The organism is uncultured Cytophaga sp. (genome assembly GCF_937863595.1).
Classification (GTDB): Bacteria; Bacteroidota; Bacteroidia; order Cytophagales; family Cytophagaceae; genus Cytophaga.
In genome coordinates, this window is record NZ_CALMGQ010000046.1 from 1 (window position 1) to 21,494 (window position 21,494).

Annotated in this window: 21 protein-coding genes; 12 read left to right on the top strand and 9 right to left on the bottom strand. The window is 33.9% G+C overall.

Going from position 1 to position 21,494, the window contains the following annotated elements; genetic code table 11:
- The 5 genes from Q0543_RS03410 to Q0543_RS03430 all read left to right on the top strand — a co-directional run.
- Nucleotides 1-735, top strand: a 735-nt coding sequence (locus Q0543_RS03410; protein ID WP_299249139.1) for a polymorphic toxin-type HINT domain-containing protein, incomplete at its 5' end; no start/stop codon positions are given.
- Between the two features lie 111 nt (nt 736-846).
- Nucleotides 847-1,548: a HEAT repeat domain-containing protein gene (locus Q0543_RS03415; RefSeq protein ID WP_299249142.1), complete on the top strand. Its 702-nt coding sequence runs from the start codon at nt 847-849 to the stop codon at nt 1,546-1,548.
- Between the two features lies 1 nt (nt 1,549).
- The gene (locus Q0543_RS03420) at nt 1,550-1,681 is read left to right on the top strand and encodes a hypothetical protein (protein ID WP_299249145.1); all 132 of its coding nucleotides are present in this window, start codon (nt 1,550-1,552) and stop codon (nt 1,679-1,681) included.
- A gap of 231 nt (nt 1,682-1,912) precedes the next feature.
- A complete protein-coding gene (locus tag Q0543_RS03425; RefSeq protein WP_299249148.1) occupies nt 1,913-2,617 on the top strand; it encodes a hypothetical protein in 705 nt (234 codons plus the stop codon).
- Nucleotides 2,618-3,051: 434 nt separating this feature from the next.
- Complete coding sequence (locus tag Q0543_RS03430; RefSeq protein ID WP_299249151.1) at nt 3,052-3,678, top strand: L-threonylcarbamoyladenylate synthase; 627 nt, start codon at nt 3,052-3,054, stop codon at nt 3,676-3,678.
- A 136-nt stretch (nt 3,679-3,814) separates the two neighbouring features.
- Here Q0543_RS03430 and Q0543_RS03435 read toward each other — a convergent pair whose 3' ends face one another.
- From Q0543_RS03435 to Q0543_RS03445, 3 genes are all read right to left on the bottom strand, one after another.
- Nucleotides 3,815-4,291: a hypothetical protein gene (locus Q0543_RS03435; RefSeq protein WP_299249154.1), complete on the bottom strand. Its 477-nt coding sequence runs from the start codon at nt 4,289-4,291 to the stop codon at nt 3,815-3,817.
- Between the two features lie 79 nt (nt 4,292-4,370).
- Complete coding sequence (locus Q0543_RS03440; RefSeq protein WP_299249156.1) at nt 4,371-4,796, bottom strand: hypothetical protein; 426 nt, start codon at nt 4,794-4,796, stop codon at nt 4,371-4,373.
- Between the two features lie 271 nt (nt 4,797-5,067).
- On the bottom strand, nt 5,068-5,631 hold the full coding sequence (locus Q0543_RS03445) for a hypothetical protein (protein WP_299249158.1): 564 nt from the start codon (nt 5,629-5,631) through the stop codon (nt 5,068-5,070).
- Between the two features lie 343 nt (nt 5,632-5,974).
- Between Q0543_RS03445 and Q0543_RS03450 the strand changes: the two genes are divergently transcribed.
- A complete protein-coding gene (locus Q0543_RS03450) occupies nt 5,975-6,919 on the top strand; it encodes a hypothetical protein (protein WP_299249161.1) in 945 nt (314 codons plus the stop codon).
- A gap of 165 nt (nt 6,920-7,084) precedes the next feature.
- Here Q0543_RS03450 and Q0543_RS03455 read toward each other — a convergent pair whose 3' ends face one another.
- From Q0543_RS03455 to Q0543_RS03465, 3 genes are all read right to left on the bottom strand, one after another.
- Complete coding sequence (locus Q0543_RS03455) at nt 7,085-7,414, bottom strand: hypothetical protein (protein WP_299249163.1); 330 nt, start codon at nt 7,412-7,414, stop codon at nt 7,085-7,087.
- 227 nt (nt 7,415-7,641) lie between these two features.
- A complete protein-coding gene (locus tag Q0543_RS03460; protein WP_299249166.1) occupies nt 7,642-7,917 on the bottom strand; it encodes a hypothetical protein in 276 nt (91 codons plus the stop codon).
- A gap of 206 nt (nt 7,918-8,123) precedes the next feature.
- Entirely contained in the window at nt 8,124-8,999 is an 876-nt protein-coding gene (locus tag Q0543_RS03465) for a lysophospholipid acyltransferase family protein (protein ID WP_299249168.1), read from the bottom strand.
- Between the two features lie 11 nt (nt 9,000-9,010).
- Between Q0543_RS03465 and Q0543_RS03470 the strand changes: the two genes are divergently transcribed.
- From Q0543_RS03470 to Q0543_RS03490, 5 genes are all read left to right on the top strand, one after another.
- On the top strand, nt 9,011-9,652 hold the full coding sequence (locus Q0543_RS03470; RefSeq protein WP_299249170.1) for a WbqC family protein: 642 nt from the start codon (nt 9,011-9,013) through the stop codon (nt 9,650-9,652).
- 147 nt (nt 9,653-9,799) lie between these two features.
- On the top strand, nt 9,800-12,349 hold the full coding sequence (locus tag Q0543_RS03475) for an ATP-dependent Clp protease ATP-binding subunit (protein ID WP_299249172.1): 2,550 nt from the start codon (nt 9,800-9,802) through the stop codon (nt 12,347-12,349).
- A 457-nt stretch (nt 12,350-12,806) separates the two neighbouring features.
- Nucleotides 12,807-13,277, top strand: coding sequence for a hypothetical protein (locus tag Q0543_RS03480; protein ID WP_299249174.1), 471 nt, complete (start codon nt 12,807-12,809; stop codon nt 13,275-13,277).
- Nucleotides 13,278-13,449: 172 nt separating this feature from the next.
- Nucleotides 13,450-14,094 carry a hypothetical protein gene (locus Q0543_RS03485; RefSeq protein WP_299249176.1) on the top strand — a complete coding sequence of 215 codons (645 nt, stop codon included), beginning with the start codon at nt 13,450-13,452 and terminating at the stop codon, nt 14,092-14,094.
- Between the two features lie 23 nt (nt 14,095-14,117).
- Nucleotides 14,118-14,711 (top strand): YdeI/OmpD-associated family protein, encoded by a 594-nt coding sequence (locus Q0543_RS03490; RefSeq protein WP_299249179.1) that lies wholly within the window; start codon nt 14,118-14,120, stop codon nt 14,709-14,711.
- A gap of 485 nt (nt 14,712-15,196) precedes the next feature.
- Here Q0543_RS03490 and Q0543_RS03495 read toward each other — a convergent pair whose 3' ends face one another.
- The 3 genes from Q0543_RS03495 to fabG form a co-directional block, all read right to left on the bottom strand.
- On the bottom strand, nt 15,197-16,228 hold the full coding sequence (locus Q0543_RS03495) for a hypothetical protein (protein WP_299249182.1): 1,032 nt from the start codon (nt 16,226-16,228) through the stop codon (nt 15,197-15,199).
- Nucleotides 16,229-16,539: 311 nt separating this feature from the next.
- On the bottom strand, nt 16,540-18,612 hold the full coding sequence (locus Q0543_RS03500; protein ID WP_299249184.1) for a hypothetical protein: 2,073 nt from the start codon (nt 18,610-18,612) through the stop codon (nt 16,540-16,542).
- A 156-nt stretch (nt 18,613-18,768) separates the two neighbouring features.
- The gene (fabG, locus tag Q0543_RS03505; protein ID WP_299249187.1) at nt 18,769-19,515 is read right to left on the bottom strand and encodes a 3-oxoacyl-[acyl-carrier-protein] reductase; all 747 of its coding nucleotides are present in this window, start codon (nt 19,513-19,515) and stop codon (nt 18,769-18,771) included.
- Between the two features lie 537 nt (nt 19,516-20,052).
- Between fabG and lpdA the strand changes: the two genes are divergently transcribed.
- Nucleotides 20,053-21,447 carry a dihydrolipoyl dehydrogenase gene (gene lpdA / locus Q0543_RS03510; protein WP_299249190.1) on the top strand — a complete coding sequence of 465 codons (1,395 nt, stop codon included), beginning with the start codon at nt 20,053-20,055 and terminating at the stop codon, nt 21,445-21,447.
- The last annotated feature ends 47 nt before the right edge of the window (nt 21,448-21,494 follow it).

Below are 21,494 nucleotides of genomic sequence, written 5' to 3' on the forward strand. Positions count from 1 at the left end.
GGATTAAAATGTAAATTTTTAGGAGCATGTTTTCCTGCAGGCACACCAATTGCTGTAAAAGATGGCTTTAAAAATATTGAAGACATACAAGTGGGTGATGAAGTATGGGCATGGGATGAAGCAAGTGGTGAGGTAGCGTTGAAAAGAATAAGTTCAACTCTACAAAGACAAGTACATGCACTGGTAGAACTTACGATAGATGGAGAAGTAATTTATGCAACACCCGAGCATCCTTTTTTTGTAGATGGAAATTGGAAAGAAGCAGGTTTACTTGAAGTGAACGATCAAGTTCAATTGTTTAGTTCCAAAAATGCAACAGTTGAATTCGTTCAGATTAAAGGAGCATTTTCCAATGCAGATTTGTTGCAAGTGAATGATAGATATGAAGTACTTGATATTGGAAGTACAGAGTCAGTTAAAAATACAACGGTTTACAATTTGGAAGTTGATGGATTTGCAACGTATTTTGTAGGATGGATTAAGTCGCTGGTTCATAATTCTACTAAGGGTGTTTGTGTTAAAGCAGGGATAGATAAATTTAGGAGAAGCATGAGCGAACGTAAAAAAGCGCTTTTAAGAGATGCCGCAGATCCTAAAAGTGGATTAAGTGATAGAGCTAGAAATTTTATAAAACAACATAAGGGTGATAAAGTTCCTAAAGGCCAAGAAGTTTCGCATGAAGTTCCTTTATGTAATGCAAGAACAGTGGGTGGAAAGAGGAAATTAGTACAGTAGACAATATGAAGACTCAACAAAAGGCTGCTCATAGAAAAAGACATAAAAAATGTGGTGATCAGTTCCATAAATTTGGAGCAACAAGTAAACCTAAATTTTACGTAGATTAAAATGGATATACAAGAAGTAAAAAAACAATACGAGGAACTTATTCGTTCAGAAGATCCTATTGCAAGCATATTTAAATTCAAAGTAAATTTACTTAGCTCTGATAGTGATCAGTTCTTAGATTTTCATCTTAGTATTTTAACAGATAGAAAAAAAGAGGCTGTGTATAATATAGTCCGGAGTTTTTTTGATGAAAGAAAAGATAAGATCAAAACAGGGGAATTCCTATATAATGAATATAAATCTGGGATTGGAGATATTACTTTGAAAGCAGATGTTATTCAAATATTAGGATATTTGCGCAGCAAATATGCAAAAATGGTAGCTCTTGAAAATCTTAATGCCGATAAAGGGGATTTAAGATATAGGTGCATCATTGTTTTAGGATGGGTGGGTACAGCTGCTGATCTAGTGAAATTAAATGAAAGACTTGTACAAGATAAAGATCCGAATTTAAGGGGCTATGCTGCGACGGCCATGAGACAGCTATGGTTTAATCATCCTAAAACCAAGGATGAAATATTAATTTATATTAAAGAAGCTATTGTTAATGAAAAAAGTGAAGAAGCATTGCAAGGTATGATATTGACTGTTCAAGACTTGACTAAGAAAAAACTTGGATTGAAAGAATCGAAATATGGAGACGTGAGTGGCGATATCGTTGTTGCTACAGATAAAACTATAGAAGCTTTGCAAAAGATTTAAAATGAATAAGATATTTTATTACGACGATGAAACTGAGAATCTTTTTGCAGAAGAAGATGCAGAAGAAACAACTTTGGAAGAATTGATCGAAGAAGCATACGAGCTTGCCAATGATGATATCTGTTATGTATGAGTTATATCAAATGCCCAAGACAAATACAAAATCTAATTAATGCTTCAGGTTATGAAAGCATGGCATAATAAAATAGTAATTATGCTTAATAATAATCAGTGATTGTTTAACGCTAAATGGATGCCAATGTAAAAGTGCAGAAAGACAAATTTGTGATTTTATATAATCATGTACAATAAATTTTATTTAATTTTAAACGACAATACATTTCAACCACATTAAATTAAAATTATGAAAAATAACAACATTGACACAACAGACTTTGATGCATTTTTAGAAGATACGCCTTGGTTTTTACAAAGCACAGATACCGTAGAATTTTTGGATGCGGGAAACAAAACAATACTAAATCCAGTTTTTCAAAAGGTATTTCCAAAATTAAGTAAACTAATTCAGCAGGCTCGCGTGTTGAATCTAACAGTAAATAATCAGCCCTATAGGTTATTCTCATGGACCAATATATATGATTTAAGTTGTGGTTGGATGAATAAGATTGAATCAACCATCGATTCAGAATTGAAATTCATTGATGAGCATAAAATATTACTTAACCAAATCGGCGGGATTCAAGAAACATACAATGAGCCTGAGCCAAGTCTAACAAATAATCAAAATTTTTTATTTATAGCTTCTGAATGTATAAAGGGTATAGGTGAGTTAGAGGAATATTACCAAGAAATTTGCGAAGAAGAAGAGTTGATTAAATTGGATTGCAAAGATTTTATCACGTTTGTTGTTGAAGCAAATGGAGATGTTACCGTTTATAATTCCATTTCAAAAGAAGTGATGTTATTCTCACACGATAATGGGTTTGATGATGTGGCGTGTTTGGAAAATCAGCCTGAAGGATCCTTTTATACAATCAACGAAATCGTAACGTTCACAGATTACGTTGAACGAATTGCAGAAGAGTGGAGTGCTGAAATTGATTTGTGAGGCAGTTCTTCTTGAAGAACTTCTTATACATGAATCGTTGTCAATTAGAAGGAGATATTTTATTTTCTTGTTGAATAACATTAGAGAATAAAATATCAACTATTTAATATTTAACGTTCGGATCAAAAAAAACACATCGTATTTCTCATTTTTATGGGCGAATATTTCCATCTATTGATGGTGTTTTCTGACTGCTCACTCTTTTCCAATAGTTTTAACGAGGCTTATTAAATATTTCCTTCCTTTTCTTCATGGTTGTATCTTTGTCCAATCGTTGTTTTAGCTATGCTTGTGCCTTTTTTGGCCAACCAGCTTAGAGGCATATCAATTATTTCTCCAAATAATACGTATCTTTACGTATACTCAAAGCTGTTCTATCAGATCATGGGCAGATTGCTTACCTACTTATTACTGATCACTAACAACTATTGCTCATGCCCGCACTCTTATTGCAAATCCATCCCGATAATCCACAGATAGCCAAAATACGTGCTGCTGTAGAAATAATAAAAAAAGGAGGCCTAGTCATATATCCAACCGATACGGTTTATGCAATAGGCTGTGATATATACAATCAAAAAGCAGTTGAGAAAGTGTGTCGGTTAAAAGACATACAACCTGGGAAAATCAATTTGTCTTTTATTTGCAAAGATTTGAGTCATATTTCAGAATATACCAAATCGCTGCCCACAAATATTTTTAAGTTGATGAAGCATGTGTTGCCTGGGCCTTATACATTTATTTTAAATGCCAGCAGCAATGTGCCTAACATTCTTAATACAAAAAAGAAAACCATAGGTATACGTGTGCCAGATCATAAAATCATACAATTGTTGATAGAAGAATTGGGTAATCCAATCTTAAGTACCTCTATTAAAAACGACGATGCAATTTTAGAATATACCACCGATCCTGAAGAAATATACGATCGGTATAAGAACTTGGTGGATGTAATTATCGATGGTGGATTTGGTGGCAATGAAGCATCCACCATACTCGATTGTACAGGCAATGAAGTAGAAGTTGTGCGAGTAGGAAAGGGTAGCGTAGAGGAGCTATAGAAGGACTATAGTTTTGTGTATGTTGTGCGTTCAAATAACAAAAAACAAAAAACAAAATCCAAACGGCTATAGAATTCCGGTTTTTAGATTTTCATGGGAAACGATCTGGGAGTTTGATAATCTCGCTTATAAGTAATTATTCATTCGGAACAAAGACCATTGCTATCATCGTTACTACAAATAATGCAACTGCAACAAACATAGATTTTTCTAGCGTTGGTATTTGTACCTCGGTAGATTTCTGAATAGAAAGAAGGATTTTTAAAATGCCTGGAATGAATGATACACATCCACATAGTATAAATGGTATCCCATAAAGATTGTTCTCATGTACATCTTTTCGTGCTAGTATAGCAAAGGACGTAAGAGGGGTAAAAATCATAAATATCACCAAAAGACTAATAAGTTCAAAAACCAACTCTGAAGGATAGCTTTTTGCTAAAAATGAGCGGGTAATCATTACAACTCCTGAAAAGATACTTACTGGAATTACGAAGATGCCAAATAGCCAAGCATAGCCAGCACTAAGATTCCCTTGTAAGGCAATTGAAAGCAACAGTACTACTATAGCTGACGATAGAATATAGACTAATAAGAAAAAAGATGTTATCATATTATTAATTGCTTGGCTATTTTAATTACAGATGTTTTTGCATGTAATTGATTATTGTTTTTTGTGCGATTTTATAAAATCAAGGACTTGGAACTAGGAGAATTGAAATTAGTATTAATACAAAGAGTGCAATCGTATTGAATAGAGATTCTTTAAAATTTATTGGCGGAGCATCTGTATAGTTTTTTACCATAAGGTTGATTTTTATAATACCAGGTATTAATGATACAAATCCATATACAGAAAAAGTAATAGTATAAAGTTCGTTTGATTGTACATGTTTTCGTGCAAGTATAGCAAAGGTTGTGAGTGGGGTAAAGATTATGAAAAACAATAAAAGACTGACTAGCTCAAAAATCAATTCAGATGTGTATTTTTTTTTCAATAGCGAACCTATGACTGTCAATACTCCTAAAATAACCGTTAATGGAATTACAAGGAAGCCAAAGAACCATCTGTCCTCGGAGCTAATATTTCCTTGAATTGTCACTTCAAATAATTTCATTATCCCGAGACAGAATAATCCATATAATATAAATACAAAAGTGGTCATGATATTAAAAGGTTTTTAAATAGAATCTTATAGTAATAAAAATATGGGTGAGTAAAATGTACGATGCTATTAGGTATTTGTAATAGCATCTTGTAAAATAATTATAAATGTTATTGATCTATCTTTAGAATAAAACTTTCCGAAAAGTGAATGCACTAATTTTTATTATTCCTTCAAATAAAATAATATTTTAAAATGCATCTAATGAAGTAAAAGAAGTAAATTATTTCAAATCAATTTTTTTACCATTTTTATAACCAACAGAAATTATTCCCAACGACTCTTTATAATAAATATAGCTAACCGAATCATAGACAGACGGAAAATATTTAGCATGAATGCCAGTTATCAATGTGTTGTTGATAGTTTTTGAAAGGTTGCTGCTATCAAATTCAGTAAAACCTATTTGGTTTAAATTATAATGAACCGAACTGCCTGTATTATCGGTGGTAATGTTAAGACTAAACCTAAATGAGTTATCATTGCACGTTTGTTCATATCCATCAGATTGAGAATCATCACTAGGGCATACACATATTTTCTTTCTTAAAAGAGGCATGCAATTTCTTCCTCTATCTAAATTATCATAATGAAATCGAGAAACACCAACGTTGATCGTTTCATCTATATTTGTTTGATTTATAAAATCAAGCATTGTATCTCTTTTAAAAATAAGCAACGCATTATTTTGGGGACTAATGACTGGAGCACCACCCTCGCAGTGGCAGTTGTTGCAAGAAAAAAATATAATTAAACTGGCAAGAATTAAATGTAGACTAGATTTCATTGGCTTAAAAATAGACTTGATTGTTTAATCTATTAAGCAAATGTAATGATTATTACTACCAATGTTTTTATAGGAGTATTATCTTTTGATAATAAATTAGCAATTTTTAAACAGAAGGTTGCCTCATGAACTAAATAAAATTCAATAGGAGTAATTTTAACGAACCTTTTATTGGAAGCATCTATTATGCATTAAACGAACTTTAAGTGTGAATTTTAGAATATGCTGAATAATTTAAGCTTGTATTAGGAGTACGGAAGACGTTATAATATGTATATTTGATACTTATAATTGGATAGAACGGCGACTTTCCAGAAAAAACTTTAAAATAAAATTTCTACAGATGAAAAAGTGTTTCGTGATTATTTGTATTGCCTTATGTATAGTATCGTGCCAGAGTGAATCGAATTCTGTCAATCCCGTTAATCAATGGATAAAAGTAGCATCATACCCCTTGCAAAGTGGCAACAATGCGCTTTTTTTAAAAGATACATTAATCATTACGGACACCGCTACTGCTGCAGTCTTTTATAAAGTAAAAAAGAATGAAACATCTTTCAATACATCCAATGCTTCATTCGGGCATGTTGAATCATTCGTATCCTATGGTGGAGGATTGTATTGCGTGTCTATGGGAAATACAGTAAACTATTCAGGTGATTTTTGTAGAACATGGGTTCAGAAAAATAATGGTTTGCCTAATACTATTTCTATTTCAGATCTTGTGGCTACGGATATAGGTTTATATGTATGTGGAAACGGTTTATATTACTCAAATGACAACGGCGATTCCTGGAACGATATAAGTATACAAGGAACAACTCTCGTATTGTCTGTCGTTTATCTAGATCATACACTTATTGCTAGCACAAATAAAGGTTTATACAATTCTGCTGATAATGGAGCCCATTGGATTCTTATTGCTTCTTCTTCGGGTATATCAAATGCGTCGATTTCTAAGTTTGCGGTTTTGCAAAATGGTATTTATGCAGCCTCAAGTATAGTAGCTAATTCTACTGTATATGCTTCTTTTGATAAAGGGAACTCTTGGATTGTGAGCTCCGGCTTAGATGCTTTAGGCCCTAATTCTATTTATGCGTTTGAATCGTACAATGGTGCATTGTATGTTGCCAGCAAACATGGTGTATTTGAATCTGTGGATAATGCAAGACATTGGGTGTATAGCGGCTGTGATGATGCGCGATCTTTTGCAAGAATGGGTGATGTTTTATATGTAGGAACGGCTTCTAATGGACTATGGTCATCTCCATTGGGACGTGCGAATTGAATACAGAAGTCTCATTCATAAGTTATTTTAATGAATGAGACTTCTGTATTAGTTTAAAGGTATACTTTGCAGCTCCAATCAGAACGAAGCTGTACGAATGTTCATTCTTTGCTGGAGCATACATGCCGTTTGTTCCTTTCTGTCCTGGCTCGAATGTCGATTCTTTTATTGTTTAACAAACTTGGTTGTTTGATTATCAAATTTTAGAATGTAACTACCTTTCTGTAAATTTTTACAATCAATTATCTTTCCTTTGCCCGCCAAAAGGTTGTTGCCATAAATGTCTTGAACTTCATAGATTGTAATGGCACTAAAATGCAAGTAATCCCGAATAGGAAATTTATTTTCTATTTTTACTTTTGTTTTTTTAGCTTCAATTATAATTTCATTCCCAAAAGAATCATCCTGAATTAGGATGTTGAAATACGCTCTATTGTTGATGTAAATTTCAAATTTGTTTGTGCCAGAATGTAAAAATAATGGATAGTTTACCAAGTTAATATATTCATTATTTGGGTTGATGAATGTATCAATTGTTTTCCATTCATTATAGGTGTAATGTTTAATGGTGAAGGTATCGCCAAAGTGTTTTATTTTAAATGTAAAAAGACCATCGGGTGTTATTTTACATACTTGCTCGTCCCGTTCTTCATTATATATAAATGCATTTGGCGCTAGTTGAATTTTATGTTGATTGATATATAGCAGCGTATCGAAATACGCTATTTTGCGATCGTTAATTTGATATAGAGTTCGTTGGTTGTTAGGGTGTCATATTGGATAAAAATGGAATCGTTGTGAAGTGTGTATTTCCCACGTAAAATAAGTTTATTCATGCAACCCCGTAGTTTGAAGTCTACATTTTCTAGTGAATCAAAGGTGTAGACCAATGCACTAAAATCTACTGGTGTTCTCCATACTCCAACAATAGAATGTTGTTGCCCAAATGCATGTGCAGATAGTGAAATAAATAGTAATATATTTAAAATGGTTTTCATTTTTTAGTGGTATATCTACTTTCTTCCGTTTATACTCTCTGTAAAGGCATAACAAGTTTTGTTGTTTGAATTGAATATGCCCATTCTAATTTTACTTGTACTCAGTACTCGACACTTCGTACTTTTCTCTATTAATTCATTCCGTTTGGAATTTGTTTTTTGCTATTTGGAATTTGAACGCACCACTCACCACCTGCACATCAATTCTAAATAACCGTACTCTTACGTACCACTTTTGCTTCTTTATGTTTCCATCTTCTATGCGACCAGAGCCAATTTGCGGGCTGCTCTTTGATACATGCTTCTAATTTTTTAATATACAAATCCGTTATTTCATGTCCTTCTTTTGCGATGGGTAATGATTTTAACGTTTCAAAGGTTACTTCATAATAGCCTCGTTTGATACGCTTCATGCTTAAAAATAAAGCAGGCATTTGCATGGCGCCACCGATTTTATCTCCGCCAACATAAAATGCTGTATACTGATTTAAAAACATTGCCCAATGTTGAATTTCACTGTGTGGCGGAGTTTGATCTGCAACCATTGCGATGGAGCGCACCGTTTTTCTGTTTTTTATCAATTCACGTAGGGTATCTTTCATTGCTACAGGATGGGCACCAAAACGCGCACGCAAATTGTAAATAAATTCATCCATTTTGATGTTATGTATGGGTTTGTAAACCGCATCAATTGGATAGCTAGATTGGATGGTGCATATTTGCAAGAGCCATTCCCAATTACATAAATGACTTGTTAAACCTAAATGCGATTGTCCGCTGTCCAGAATTGAAAGAGGAAGATCAAGGTTGGTTATGGTAACACGCTTTTGTAATTCTTCTTTGCTGATGTCTGCTAATTTCAGCGATTCAAAACTTATATCTGTAAGGTTGAGGTAAAAATCTCTTGTTATTTGTTTAATTTCAGCGATAGATTTTTCTGGAAAGGAGTTTTGTAAGTTATCATGTATTACCTTTGCTCTATATCTTACAATGTATTGCAATACAAATGCAGTAAAGCTAGATAGTGCATATAATAATGGAAAAGGGAGTTTTGCTATTCTTCTTAATATAAATGGTAACATAATATCAACGTATGAATGAAGAAATCAAAAATACAGCAAATAAATCAACCTTGCTTATAGATTTACATTATTTTCCGCCTATTTCCTACATAAAAGAAATAGTAAAGGCGGACACTATTGTCTTAGAAGCACATGAAACATTTCAAAAACAAACCTATAGAAATCGTTGTGAAATTTTAACTGCAAATGGGAAAGAAGCGTTGATCGTTCCCATTATTCATGGCTCTAGTGGATTTATTAAAGACATTAGAATCGATTATTCCCAACGTTGGTTTCAAATTCACGATCGTACATTGCGTGCTGCTTATGGTAAATCCCCCTTTTTTGAGTTTGTAATGGATGATATAAGCGCTGTTTTGGAAGCAAAACATCCCTTTTTATGGGACGTAAATTACAATATGCTGACACTCTGTCTTGAGAAATTAACCTTAAAAAAGGAGATTATAGAATCAAATGCGTATCTTGATACAACTGAATTGACAGATTTTACGCTTGATATGCGCGGAAAAATCAATCCTGGTTCAAATAAAGAAGTAGGGCAAAATGACAGTAAAGTTTATCATCAAGTTTTTGGCAATGAATTTGTTAGGAATCTTAGTGTTCTGGATTTGTTGTTTTGTGCAGTATTAGATTCGTCTGTAATACTGCGCTAAATTCAATTAATGCAATATTGACTGAACCAATTTGAATATCATACGTTAATTACATCGTATATGATTCAATTTTAATTGCCAATATTTCAGTTAAAAAGAATACATTTACAATAGTTTGAATTAAATAAAGAATCTAAGTATAAACACATGGAAGCAAAATTTTCAAATCGCGTTAAAGAGGTTATATCCTTAAGTCGTGAAGAAGCATTGCGCTTGGGTCATGATTACATCGGTGCAGAGCACTTGTTGTTGGGTATGATTCGTGAAGGAGAAGGTGTGGCGATTAGTTTGTTGAAAAAGCTAGGCATCACGTTAGATTCTTTAAAAAAATCATTAGAAGATGCCGTTCGTGGTACAGCTACAGGTAATGTTAAAAATCTTACTAATATTCCCTTAACAAGGCAGGCGGAAAAAGTTCTAAAAATTACCTATCTAGAAGCAAAGATTTTTAAAAGCGACTTGATCGGTACAGAACATTTATTGTTATCTGTATTACGAGATGAAGACAACGTTGCAACACAAATATTGCATAAGTTTGATATTTCGTATGATGTTATAAAAGAATTATTAGAATACCATACGCATACACCCAAAGCTTCTGATGCAGAAGATGCAGACGACGATAATGCGCGTTTGTTTGGCGGAAGCGGTGCTACGGGTGCTGGTAAAGAAGCAAACAGGCCAGGTGCTGAAAAATCTAGAACTCCGGTATTAGATAACTTTGGCAGAGATTTAACAAAGTATGCGGAAGATGGAAAACTTGATCCAATCATTGGTCGCGAGAAAGAAATTGAACGCGTAGCACAAATTTTATCGCGTCGTAAAAAGAACAACCCAATTTTGATTGGTGAGCCTGGTGTAGGTAAAACAGCAATTGCGGAAGGATTAGCCTTGCGTATTGTTCAGAAGAAAGTATCCAGAGTTTTATTCAATAAAAGAGTCGTAACACTTGATTTAGCTTCATTGGTTGCTGGTACAAAATACCGCGGTCAGTTTGAAGAGCGTATGAAAGCAGTTATGAATGAATTGGAAAAATCTCCAGAGGTAATTCTGTTCATAGATGAAATTCATACTATTGTTGGTGCAGGTGGAGCTTCAGGTTCCTTAGATGCATCAAATATGTTCAAACCTGCATTAGCAAGGGGGGACATACAGTGTATTGGTGCAACTACCTTAGATGAATACCGTCAATACATAGAAAAAGATGGCGCTTTGGCTCGTCGTTTTCAAATTGTAATGATTGAAGCAACTACTCCTGAAGAGACAATACAAATCTTAAATAATATCAAAGATAAATACGAAGACCATCACAATGTAATCTATTCTCCAGAAGCAATAGAAGCATGTGTTAAGTTGTCGGATCGTTATATTAGTGATCGTTTCTTGCCGGATAAAGCCATTGATGTGTTAGATGAAGCAGGTGCTCGTGTACACATTAATAACATTCACGTTCCGGATGATATTATCAAATTGGAAGATCAAATTGAAGATATTAAGAAAGAAAAAAATAAAGTTGTAAAAAGTCAGAAGTACGAAGAGGCCGCTCAATTGAGAGACACGGAGAAAAAACTGATTGAACAATTGGATAATGCGAAGGTTCGTTGGGAAGAAGAAACCAAGAAAAAGCGTTATCATGTAAAAGAAGAAAACGTTGCGGATGTAATTGCAATGATGACTGGGATTCCTGCTGCACGTGTTGCACAAAAAGAATCTGCCAAGTTGTTGAGCATGGGTGATGATTTGAAAGCTGCAGTGGTTGGACAAGATCAAGCGGTTGCAAAATTAGTTAAAGCCATCCAACGTACACGTGTAGGTTTAAAAGATCCGAAGAAACCAATTGGTTCATTCATTTTCTTAGGCCCAACGGGTGTTGGTAAAACAGAGTTGGCAAAATCGTTGGCGCAATATTTATTTGATAAAGAAGATTCATTGGTACGTATTGATATGTCTGAGTATATGGAGAAATTCTCTATATCTAGATTGGTTGGTGCACCTCCAGGATATGTGGGTTACGAAGAAGGTGGTCAATTGACTGAAAAAATTCGTCGCAAACCATATAGCGTAATCTTGTTGGATGAAATTGAAAAAGCCCATCCAGATGTATTCAATTTATTGTTGCAAGTATTGGATGATGGTATCTTAACAGATGGATTGGGTAGAAGAGTTGACTTTAGAAATACCATCATTATCATGACATCAAACATTGGTGTGCGCGACTTGAAAGATTTCGGATCAGGTATTGGTTTCAATACACAATCGCGTAAAGACAATGTAGATGAAATGATGAAAGGCACGATTCAAAATGCCTTACGTAAAGCATTCTCTCCAGAATTCTTAAATCGTTTGGATGATGTTATCGTATTCAACTCACTTTCTAGAGAAGATATCCATGTTATCATTGATATTACCTTGAAAAAAGTATTCGCTCGTATCTTAGCGATTGGGTATACAATTGAATTAACTGAAAAAGCAAAAGATTTCTTAGCTGAAAAAGGATACGATGCACAATATGGTGCACGTCCATTGAACAGAGCGATTCAAAAATTCTTGGAAGATCCCATTGCAGAAGAAATTCTTAAAGGCGAAGTTCTTGAAGGCGATACCATTCTTGCGGATTACGAAGAAGGTGCTGAAGGTTTAACTGTTCGTAACAAGAAACAACCGGAAGAGAAAAAAGAAGGCGAAAAAGGTAAGTAGTTATTAAGATGAAGTCTTAGGACAAAATGCTAAATGATTTAAATAAATAGAAAGTCCCGCTGATTTAATTGGCGGGACTTTTTTATTATGTACTAGTTCATATTGAAAATATGTCAGTAGATAAAGTTTATGTCATTCTTTGTAGGAGGTGATTTTGGTCGTTTATACTTGTGAATAAAATTCTATATGCTATAGACAGTGCTAAGTCGTACTCTAATCATCATTTTTTAATAGAATAAATTAACAGATTGTAAAACATATAGGTTTGGTTACATACATAAGGCTTTGGTTCATTTTTAGTGGCTGAAGCTGGAAGGAAATGTTTGTTATATATAGAATGACATATAAATTTTTTTTCTGAATTTTAAATCGATATACTATTGCTTATTACTTAAAAACAATAGATATTTAAATTCAGCTTATTTTAAAAAAAAACTATTTAACAATTATTACACGTATGGGATTTAACATTGCAGGACTCATTTTTAAAAATGATGTTGGTAACGAAAAAGAACTTGAAAGACTTTTAAATATTAAACTTGAATATAAAAGCACTGTTAACTTTGAAGATGCAACAAGTAGTTCTAGAGATGAAAATACAATTGATGTATTACACACGGCACATGGGGCTTTAGTAATTATGACATTGGGAGAGATCTTTGATATATCAACTATTCAAAACGAAGTTGTGCAGTTTATGGTTTCAGACGTTTCGGATACGTATTATTTTGAAAAATACTCTGAAGGCAAACTTGATAGGAAATACATATCTTCAATGGGGGAAGTTATTGAAGATGTTGGAGATGGTATTGTAAATGAAGAGAATGATTTAATGGAGATTGTTTGGGAGATTGCAGATGATTATTTGCAAAATAATTTCTCGGACAATATGTTTGACTTGAATTTTAAACGATACGAAATAAAATAATTTTTTTATAATTAAGCAAATGCTACTAATATAGATAAAATGCCTTTTCGGCTGCGAGGATTGCTTTTTATTTAATTGCGAAACGACGTTTAATTTGTTTTATAGAAATACAACAGTTCAATTTTAATATCTTTTATTAAATAAACCAGACTCACGTTTAATACGATTAACCATGACAGAAGATCAAGAATTTATTTATCAATCCATTGTATCCCAAATGAGATTGGGATTTTTATCGAACGAAGAAATTACAGACAATATCATTGAAGAAGTTGAAGACAATGAATTTGAAGATGAAATTTCTAAAAAGTGGATTAAGGCAACGATTAAATCGGAGTTTGAAAAGTTGAAAATGGAAAGTAAAAGTTGGGAGAACCCAACTAAAACAGAAAAGCTTATAGCAGCTTTTGAAGAACTACGCACTCTGAATATTATAGCCCTTCATAATGCTGGTTACACAATGAGCGATGGAGAATCCGATGTTGTAGAAGTTGAAATTGCATTAAGAGAAAATGGTATTGAATCTGATGGATATTGTTTTTACCATCAGCAAGATCTTGAACGTGCTATGGATTATAAAGCACCGTCTTTAATGATTGCTTTTCAAAAGGTGAATAACACAGATGATGCAGTTACAATTCGTGTTGGTAAATTGGTGGTAGCGATTTTGAAAAGTCATGACCTGAATGTCGTGTGGGATGAATCAGTAAATAAAAAGATAGAATTGCCGGGTTTTGCATGGCAAAAAATATATGATGAGGATGACGACGATCTGCTGGATTCTAGCAGAGTAGTTGGTGTTATGATAAAGAAGTAAGTTTCGTATAGAATAGCCCCACTATGGAACCTACATTTTTCAAAAAACAATCTGACTTCAGAAAATGGCTTGTGAAAAACCATTCGAAGGAAACAGAATTGATTGTTGGTTTTTATAAAGTTGGTAGTGGAATTGCCAGTATGTCTTGGTCGGAGTCGGTTGATGAAGCGCTTTGTTTTGGTTGGATAGATGCTGTCCGAAAATCCATTGATCATGATAGCTATCAAATTCGTTTTACGAAACGTAAACCCAATAGCATTTGGAGTGCCGTGAATATTCGAAAAATGGGAGCGTTGACAAAGGCTGGATTGATGCAACCTGCAGGGCTTGAAATTTTTAAAAATAAGCGAGAACATAAATCAAATGGTTATTCTCATGGAGATGCAGAAATTCCTCTTTCTATAGAATTTGAAAAGCAATTTAAATTAAATAAAAAGGCCTGGGACTATTTTCAATTGCTTGCACCTTCTTATCGAAAGCCTTCAACCAAATGGGTTATGAGTGCGAAACAAGAATCAACTCAACTAAAGCGACTAAATAAACTTATTGGAGATTGTGCTGCAGGAACAAATATGTGGAGGGAGAATAAATATACTAGCAAGAAAAAAACCAAATGATCTGAGCATGTTTTATAGTGCTTACTATTTATACTATAAAATCCATAACATACTGCATGGACTTTATAGTATAAATAAATAATACCCTAAAATTACTTCACTGCTTTAAGTACTTTAGGAGCACCACTCAAAATGTCTGTTGTTGCTTATAACGAACTTTATTGAATTCAAATCAATGCATACTTAAAACTACATGTAAAGCAGTATTTTAAAGGCTTTCAAAGAGCTTTTACTAACTTACATGTAAGGATAGTGAATTAATCGTATGTAATCATCCTGGGAGAATGTTGTATAAATCTGTCTAGTAGTTATCTATTTATTAGGATCAAAAAATTAGACACGAACTAATCTTCATTCCTTTGAATATGGTTTCAAAAGTTTTTAGGTGGAATTGAATGAGTTTTTTAATGCTTTTTTATTTAAGAGTAAAGCTGAATAATACTAAAATATAAATGGTGTTGTTTTAATTAAAAATGAATCGCATGTTACTTAATATCATTTAATAATGTTAGTTTGTTTTTTGTAATAAAAGTGTCAACAACTACTACAATCATAATTCCATATAAAGGTGCTCCGAAATAAAACATACGAGCCGCATCACCAGAGATGAGCACATGTATCAATATGCATCCGAAGAAAACCCAATAGTATTTTTCGATACTATTTATCCACGCACAGCGGGTATTTCTATTTAGTGCGCCAAAAATCAGAATGAACGTAAATATACCTAATACGGTAAAGACTTCTCCAAGTCCTCTTACATTAGCAAGCTTCGCTATTGTTGATGTTGTTTTATGTATATGACGAATGCATACCTCTACCAACGATTCTTTAATTAGTGTTGCAGATTCGTGTAATGGTAAAAATGAATCAATGATATAATGCTCGCCAAAAACAACAAGTACACTCAATAAGATTAGTCCAGACCGTATATACCAATTAAAAGGGCCTGCAACGATTATGAGTGGTGCAAATAATAAAAAAGATTCTTTCATTACACCTCCCAATAAGACACTACATATAAACAGTGCTTTATTATTTGATTTAATGCTGTATAAAAGCGTTGCAATCGCAATTAAATATAGACTATCTGTTAGAGGTAATCCTGCAATGTATGCCACCCATCTACTGGTGAGCACAACAATTAATGCTATTAGTAATGCAACATAATTACTTGTATATAGTTTCAATAAACAATAAACAATCCAACCATATAAGGCTACGAATACAGAGTTAATTAAAAAATAAGCAAGTTGTAAAGGCCAAGTACTTTCAGCTCTCTGCGGCCATAATTTTGTATAAACCGCTTGTAAAGGCATAGCAACTACCTTCGCAATAACGGGAAGGATAAACCTATATCGATGCACTGGATTTACATTGTAGTCTCCCTGAGACATGGCTAAATAACTTTCCGTATCTGAGGAATGAGAAAAATCATAATGCACATACATGTTGTACGCAGGGCCAATAATCACTGCAAGACAGAAGAGGAAGGGAAGGAGGAAGGAATTTTTCAATTATGAATTATAAATTATTAATTATGAATTATAAATTATGATTTTTTTTCAGAGTTGCTCAATAACTAACGAGTGTAAAAAGTGTAAAGTGTAGCTGTTTCATTTATTTTGAATCTTCCATTTTATTTAAAGGTGTATTTACTTATATAGATGTACATTTAGTTAGAGAAATAAATACGCATTACACACCAAACTTTAGACGTTCTTAATTATTTTGACTTGTATTTCTTATTTAGAATTGTAATTACTTATATATATGTACATTTAGTTAGAGAAATACATACACTTTACACTCTAAACTTTACACTTTCTTAATACCCGCCCTTCAACTTTCTTATAATCCATTCTCCACTAATAAGAGCAAGGAGTAATATTAAAATCCAAGGAAGGTTTATGATTTCGTTTAATGTTTCTTTTGAACGAATGAGCGTTTTGAATTTTTGATTTTTAAGTTCGTTGATTAATGCATCCGTCTGATTAAGCAAGTAGAATTTTCCGTTGCTCTTAGCGGAAATGGTTTTCAATAAATTAAAATCTGCTTTGATGGATTGTGCTTCTAAACTTGTTTTACGAATAATAAATTCTCCTGTACTTTTTTCAAGTTTTCCATTTAATGTAGCACTGGCAGAGTAATGATACACACCTTCCGTCAAACCCTTTACTTCAAAACGATTATTGCCTACGCTTGTAGTAAACGAAAAATTAAACAATTTGCCAGATTCATTTTTAATTTGAAGTGCAATATCTGTTCCATACGTACGTTCCATGATTTCATTGTACAACTCTGCTTCAAAATATAGATGTTCTCCGCTTTGTAAATCATTTACGGTTGGGTATACACGAAATTTACGTTTGTCATTTTGATTTGAAATATACTGCACACATTTCTGAATAAATTCATCAAAGGTGTTTGTATTCTGTTGGGTTAATTGATTGTGTAATCGCCACTGCCAAATACCCTCTGCGGCCAATACCATCGTTTCTTTATTGGTAGAAATACTTAATAAGGGCTTTGTTGTCACTACTCTACCCACACGTTGAAAGAGAAGCGTAATGCCATCTTGCTTTAGTTTGTAGTCGCCAAAATAACTTTGTAAAGGAGGTGCACTTAGCAATAATTCTTGCAAACCAGCTGGCATAACAAATCGATCAAACGTTGGGTTTAAGTCTCCATAAACCAAATCTTTTTGCGCGCTGCGTACATTGATTTGCATCAACGAATTTGTTTGATTAAATGTTGGAATGCTCGTTTGGTTTCCAACGATATACCATTTGGGAGCTTTGTTCGCGAGTAACAAATCAAATTCTTTTTTGCCTGTAAGTGTTCCTTCCGGGAAATGATGAAAAATAATCAAACTGTAATTGTCGGGTTTGTATGTTGTAATTCCTGGAATGAAAATGGAAACTTCAATATTTTCTTTTGCCGATAATGCTGCTACGATTGCTTTAATATCTGGGTGCGGGGAAGGAGCAGCAATTACTATTTTTTGTTTGTTGTCTACTATATCAATGTACACATGTTGACTGTTATTTTCTGTTGTAAACTCTCCTGGTAAAGGAATGATCTCTACAACATAATGTTGAATACCTACCACCTCCGAAGAGGTTCTAAATTCGATAGGTGTTTGGGTTTCTGATTTAGGAAAGGTTATTTTCTTAGCCGCAAGAACAACTCCTTTTTGTTTTAATTGAATCGTTGCTGTAGCGCCGTTGTATCCTTTTTGTGCAAACTCAACAAGGATAGGAAATTCATTGCCCTTAAATGCTAATTTGTTATGGACAGCAGATAATAGACGTACATCTTTTTTATCTATCGTATCGCCAATGCCAATGGTATAGATGGGTTTAGAAGATGGAGTAATACTTGGATCCATTCCTACATTGTATATGCCATCGGTTACTAAAATACTTGCTACGATATTTTTGCCACTTTCTTCTTGTTTTGGTTCAATCAGTAATTGGTTGAGATTTGTACTTGTGTGGTTAAAAATAATTTGATTGTTATTTATAGCGCCATCAAAGGTATACGTTGCAGTCTCGATGCCTTCTGCATTTAATGCGTTTGTTATTTTGTCTAATATTGAAATCCATTGTTGGCGTTGTGTACTATCGCTTATCAATTTTAATGAAGCAGAATTGTCGACATGGAAAAGTACTTTTGGTTTTTCAAGCGTGTTGTCAAAATAGCGGATAACAGGTCCAAATAAGAGATATACTAAAATACTCACTAAGATAATTCGAAGCGCCGCTAATAAATAATGTATGCGTTTAGACCAAAGAGTTGTTGGTTTTGAATAGAGTATATATCCATATGTTATACCTATGGCAATGCATAAGAATATAAACCAGGGAGAACTAGAAGCGTAAATTGAAAAGCCGTTCATATAATAAAAGAAATCCTGCATTGTTAGGATGCAGGATTCAAGTTAAAGAGAATATTTCAAAACCTATGAGGTTTTGTATAGTAAGATTGTAACAGATTCGTATTTGCAGGTAAGTACGAAACCTATGAGGTTTTTTAAATCCTCGTAGGCTTATGATTATGTTAACATTCCCCCATCCACTTGTAATACTTGTCCTGATATATACGTAGATAAGTCTGAACCAAGGAAAATACAGGCATTTGCAACATCTTCGCTTTTGCCAGCACGTTTTAAAGGGATATCTTTTTCCCATTCCGCCTTTACTTTGGGATCCAAAACCGCCGTCATTTCGGTTTCAATAAAGCCAGGAGCAACAGCATTGCAACGAATATTTCTAGAACCCAATTCCTGAGCAACGGATTTTGTAAAACCAATGATACCCGCTTTAGAAGCAGCATAATTGGTTTGTCCAGCGTTACCGCTGATACCTACAACTGAAGTCATATTGATAATGGAACCAGATTTTGCTTTCATCATCGGTTTTAAAGCCGCTTTAGTGATATTAAAAACAGACTTTAAATTAACTTCCATCACAGAGTCCCATTGTTCTTCTGACATGCGCATTAATAAACCATCTTTTGTGATACCTGCGTTATTCACTACGATATCTAATTGGCCAAAATCAGCCATTACAGCAGTGATTAATTCTTCGGCTTCAGTATATTTAGATGCATCTGAGCGGTATCCTTTTGCTTTGATACCCAATGCTTGCAATTCTTTTTCGAGGGTTAGACCTTTTTCTACACTTGATAAATATGTAAACGCCACATTAGCACCTTCTTGTGCATAACGCATCGCAATTGATGTACCTATCCCTTTTGATGCTCCAGTTATTAAAGCAGTTTTTCCACTAAGTAAGCCCATTCTATGATGTTTTATTGATGTATCTAAATTCAAATATAACTTAGAAATCCCAAATGGCAAAAAAACAATTAGATTAGCTCCTTTATTTATAGCCTAATGCTAAACGCTGAAGGCCTAAAGCTTTGCGCCTTTGATTTTGAACAATATGCAATTGGTTGTTGCGTGGGCATATTTGCGGTACTAATTTTACTGCCTAAAGTCTAAAGTTGATTGCTTAACGCTTTGCTCGTTAAATTTTGATCAATATATAATTAGTTGTTGAGCAGATAAATATGCGTATAAATGAATGATCAGTATATCTTTGAAGTGTAATCTTAGGCTTCTAGAAGTGCAAGAAAGCATTAAGTCTTAAGTATGATGTTGGCGCAAAAAAGCTTTAAACGCTAAGCTTTTAGTCTTAGGTTTCATATATGTTAATGTACTAAAAAATAGATGCTTGCGACACTGTTCAAGAATCAACGCTGCTTTTTCCGACTGTTTCCTTTCTTATAAAGCTAAATACCTTAAATTTGCACCGTAATAATACCATATATAGATATGTCAACAAAATTCGATGTTATAGTGATCGGTAGCGGTCCTGGTGGATATGTAGCTGCAATTAGAGCCTCTCAATTAGGTAAAAAAGTAGCAGTAATTGAAAAAGCAGAATTAGGCGGTATTTGTTTGAACTGGGGATGTATCCCTACAAAAGCATTGTTGAAAAGTGCGCAAGTATTTGAATACATCAAGCATGCAAAGGATTACGGAATTAATGTAGGAAGTGCAGAAGCAGATTTCTCAGCTGTAGTTAAACGTAGCCGCGATGTAGCTTCAGGCATGAGCAAAGGTGTTCAGTTTTTAATGAAGAAAAACAAAATCGAAATTATTGCAGGTTTTGGTAAATTAGCAAAAGGCAAACAAGTTGAAGTTACAGACGATAAAGGGAACAAAAGTTTGTATGCCGCAGATCATATTATTTTAGCAACAGGTGGTCGCGCCCGCGAATTACCAAATGTTAAAATAGACAATACTAAAATTATCGGTTACCGTAAAGCAATGGTTCTTGAAACAAGACCAGATAGTATGGTGATTATGGGTTCAGGTGCAATTGGTGTTGAATTCGCATATTTCTATGCAACAATGGGAACTAAAGTAACGATTGTTGAATACTTACCAAACATCGTTCCGGTAGAAGACGAAGACGTTTCTAAGCAATTAGAAAAAGAATATAAGAAAATGGGTATCACCATTATGACCAATGCTGCAGTTGAATCGGTAGATACAAAAGGCAAAGGATGTAAAGTGACTGTTAAAAAAGGCGATGCCGTTGAAGTGATTGATTGTGATATCGTTCTTTCAGCAGTAGGTGTTACTACCAACCTTGAAGGCATTGGTTTGGAAGATGTAGGTGTTGCTACAGACAAAGGACGTGTATTGGTAGATGATTTCTACAAAACAAATATCCCAGGTGTATATGCAATTGGTGATATTGTTAAAGGTCCAGCTTTGGCACACGTTGCATCGCACGAAGGTATTATCTGCGTAGAAAAAATTGCAGGTTTAAATCCAGAGCCAATGGATTATGGCAACATTCCAGGTTGTACATATTGTACTCCAGAAATTGCTTCTGTTGGTATGACGGAGAAAGCTGCAAAAGAAAAAGGATACGAATTGAAAGTAGGTAAGTTTCCATTCTCTGCATCTGGTAAAGCAAGTGCTGCTGGTGCAAAAGAAGGTTTCGTAAAAGTGATTTACGATGCCAAATACGGCGAATTGTTAGGTGTTCACATGATTGGTGCAAACGTTACTGAAATGATTGCAGAAATTGTTGTAGCACGTAAATTGGAAGCAACAGGGCATGAGATTTTGAACGCAGTTCACCCACACCCTACAATGTCTGAAGCAATTATGGAAGCGACAGCAGCTGCGTATGGTGAAGTGATTCACTTATAAGAAATGATTTAAAAGATTTTATATTGAAAGGCTTCGTAGGGATACGG

Excerpts from the sequence above, each read along its gene's own strand:
- Q0543_RS03415 (WP_299249142.1), top strand. The coding sequence starts at position 847 with ATGGATATACAAGAAGTAAAAAAACAATACGAGGAACTTATTCGTTCA.
- Q0543_RS03420 (WP_299249145.1), top strand. The coding sequence starts at position 1,550 with ATGAATAAGATATTTTATTACGACGATGAAACTGAGAATCTTTTTGCA.
- Q0543_RS03425 (WP_299249148.1), top strand. The coding sequence starts at position 1,913 with ATGAAAAATAACAACATTGACACAACAGACTTTGATGCATTTTTAGAA.
- Q0543_RS03430 (WP_299249151.1), top strand. The coding sequence starts at position 3,052 with ATGCCCGCACTCTTATTGCAAATCCATCCCGATAATCCACAGATAGCC.
- Q0543_RS03435 (WP_299249154.1), bottom strand. The coding sequence starts at position 4,291 with ATGATAACATCTTTTTTCTTATTAGTCTATATTCTATCGTCAGCTATA.
- Q0543_RS03440 (WP_299249156.1), bottom strand. The coding sequence starts at position 4,796 with ATGAAATTATTTGAAGTGACAATTCAAGGAAATATTAGCTCCGAGGAC.
- Q0543_RS03445 (WP_299249158.1), bottom strand. The coding sequence starts at position 5,631 with ATGAAATCTAGTCTACATTTAATTCTTGCCAGTTTAATTATATTTTTT.
- Q0543_RS03450 (WP_299249161.1), top strand. The coding sequence starts at position 5,975 with ATGAAAAAGTGTTTCGTGATTATTTGTATTGCCTTATGTATAGTATCG.
- Q0543_RS03460 (WP_299249166.1), bottom strand. The coding sequence starts at position 7,917 with ATGAAAACCATTTTAAATATATTACTATTTATTTCACTATCTGCACAT.
- Q0543_RS03465 (WP_299249168.1), bottom strand. The coding sequence starts at position 8,999 with ATGTTACCATTTATATTAAGAAGAATAGCAAAACTCCCTTTTCCATTA.
- Q0543_RS03470 (WP_299249170.1), top strand. The coding sequence starts at position 9,011 with ATGAATGAAGAAATCAAAAATACAGCAAATAAATCAACCTTGCTTATA.
- Q0543_RS03475 (WP_299249172.1), top strand. The coding sequence starts at position 9,800 with ATGGAAGCAAAATTTTCAAATCGCGTTAAAGAGGTTATATCCTTAAGT.
- Q0543_RS03480 (WP_299249174.1), top strand. The coding sequence starts at position 12,807 with ATGGGATTTAACATTGCAGGACTCATTTTTAAAAATGATGTTGGTAAC.
- Q0543_RS03485 (WP_299249176.1), top strand. The coding sequence starts at position 13,450 with ATGACAGAAGATCAAGAATTTATTTATCAATCCATTGTATCCCAAATG.
- Q0543_RS03490 (WP_299249179.1), top strand. The coding sequence starts at position 14,118 with ATGGAACCTACATTTTTCAAAAAACAATCTGACTTCAGAAAATGGCTT.
- Q0543_RS03500 (WP_299249184.1), bottom strand. The coding sequence starts at position 18,612 with ATGAACGGCTTTTCAATTTACGCTTCTAGTTCTCCCTGGTTTATATTC.
- fabG (WP_299249187.1), bottom strand. The coding sequence starts at position 19,515 with ATGGGCTTACTTAGTGGAAAAACTGCTTTAATAACTGGAGCATCAAAA.
- lpdA (WP_299249190.1), top strand. The coding sequence starts at position 20,053 with ATGTCAACAAAATTCGATGTTATAGTGATCGGTAGCGGTCCTGGTGGA.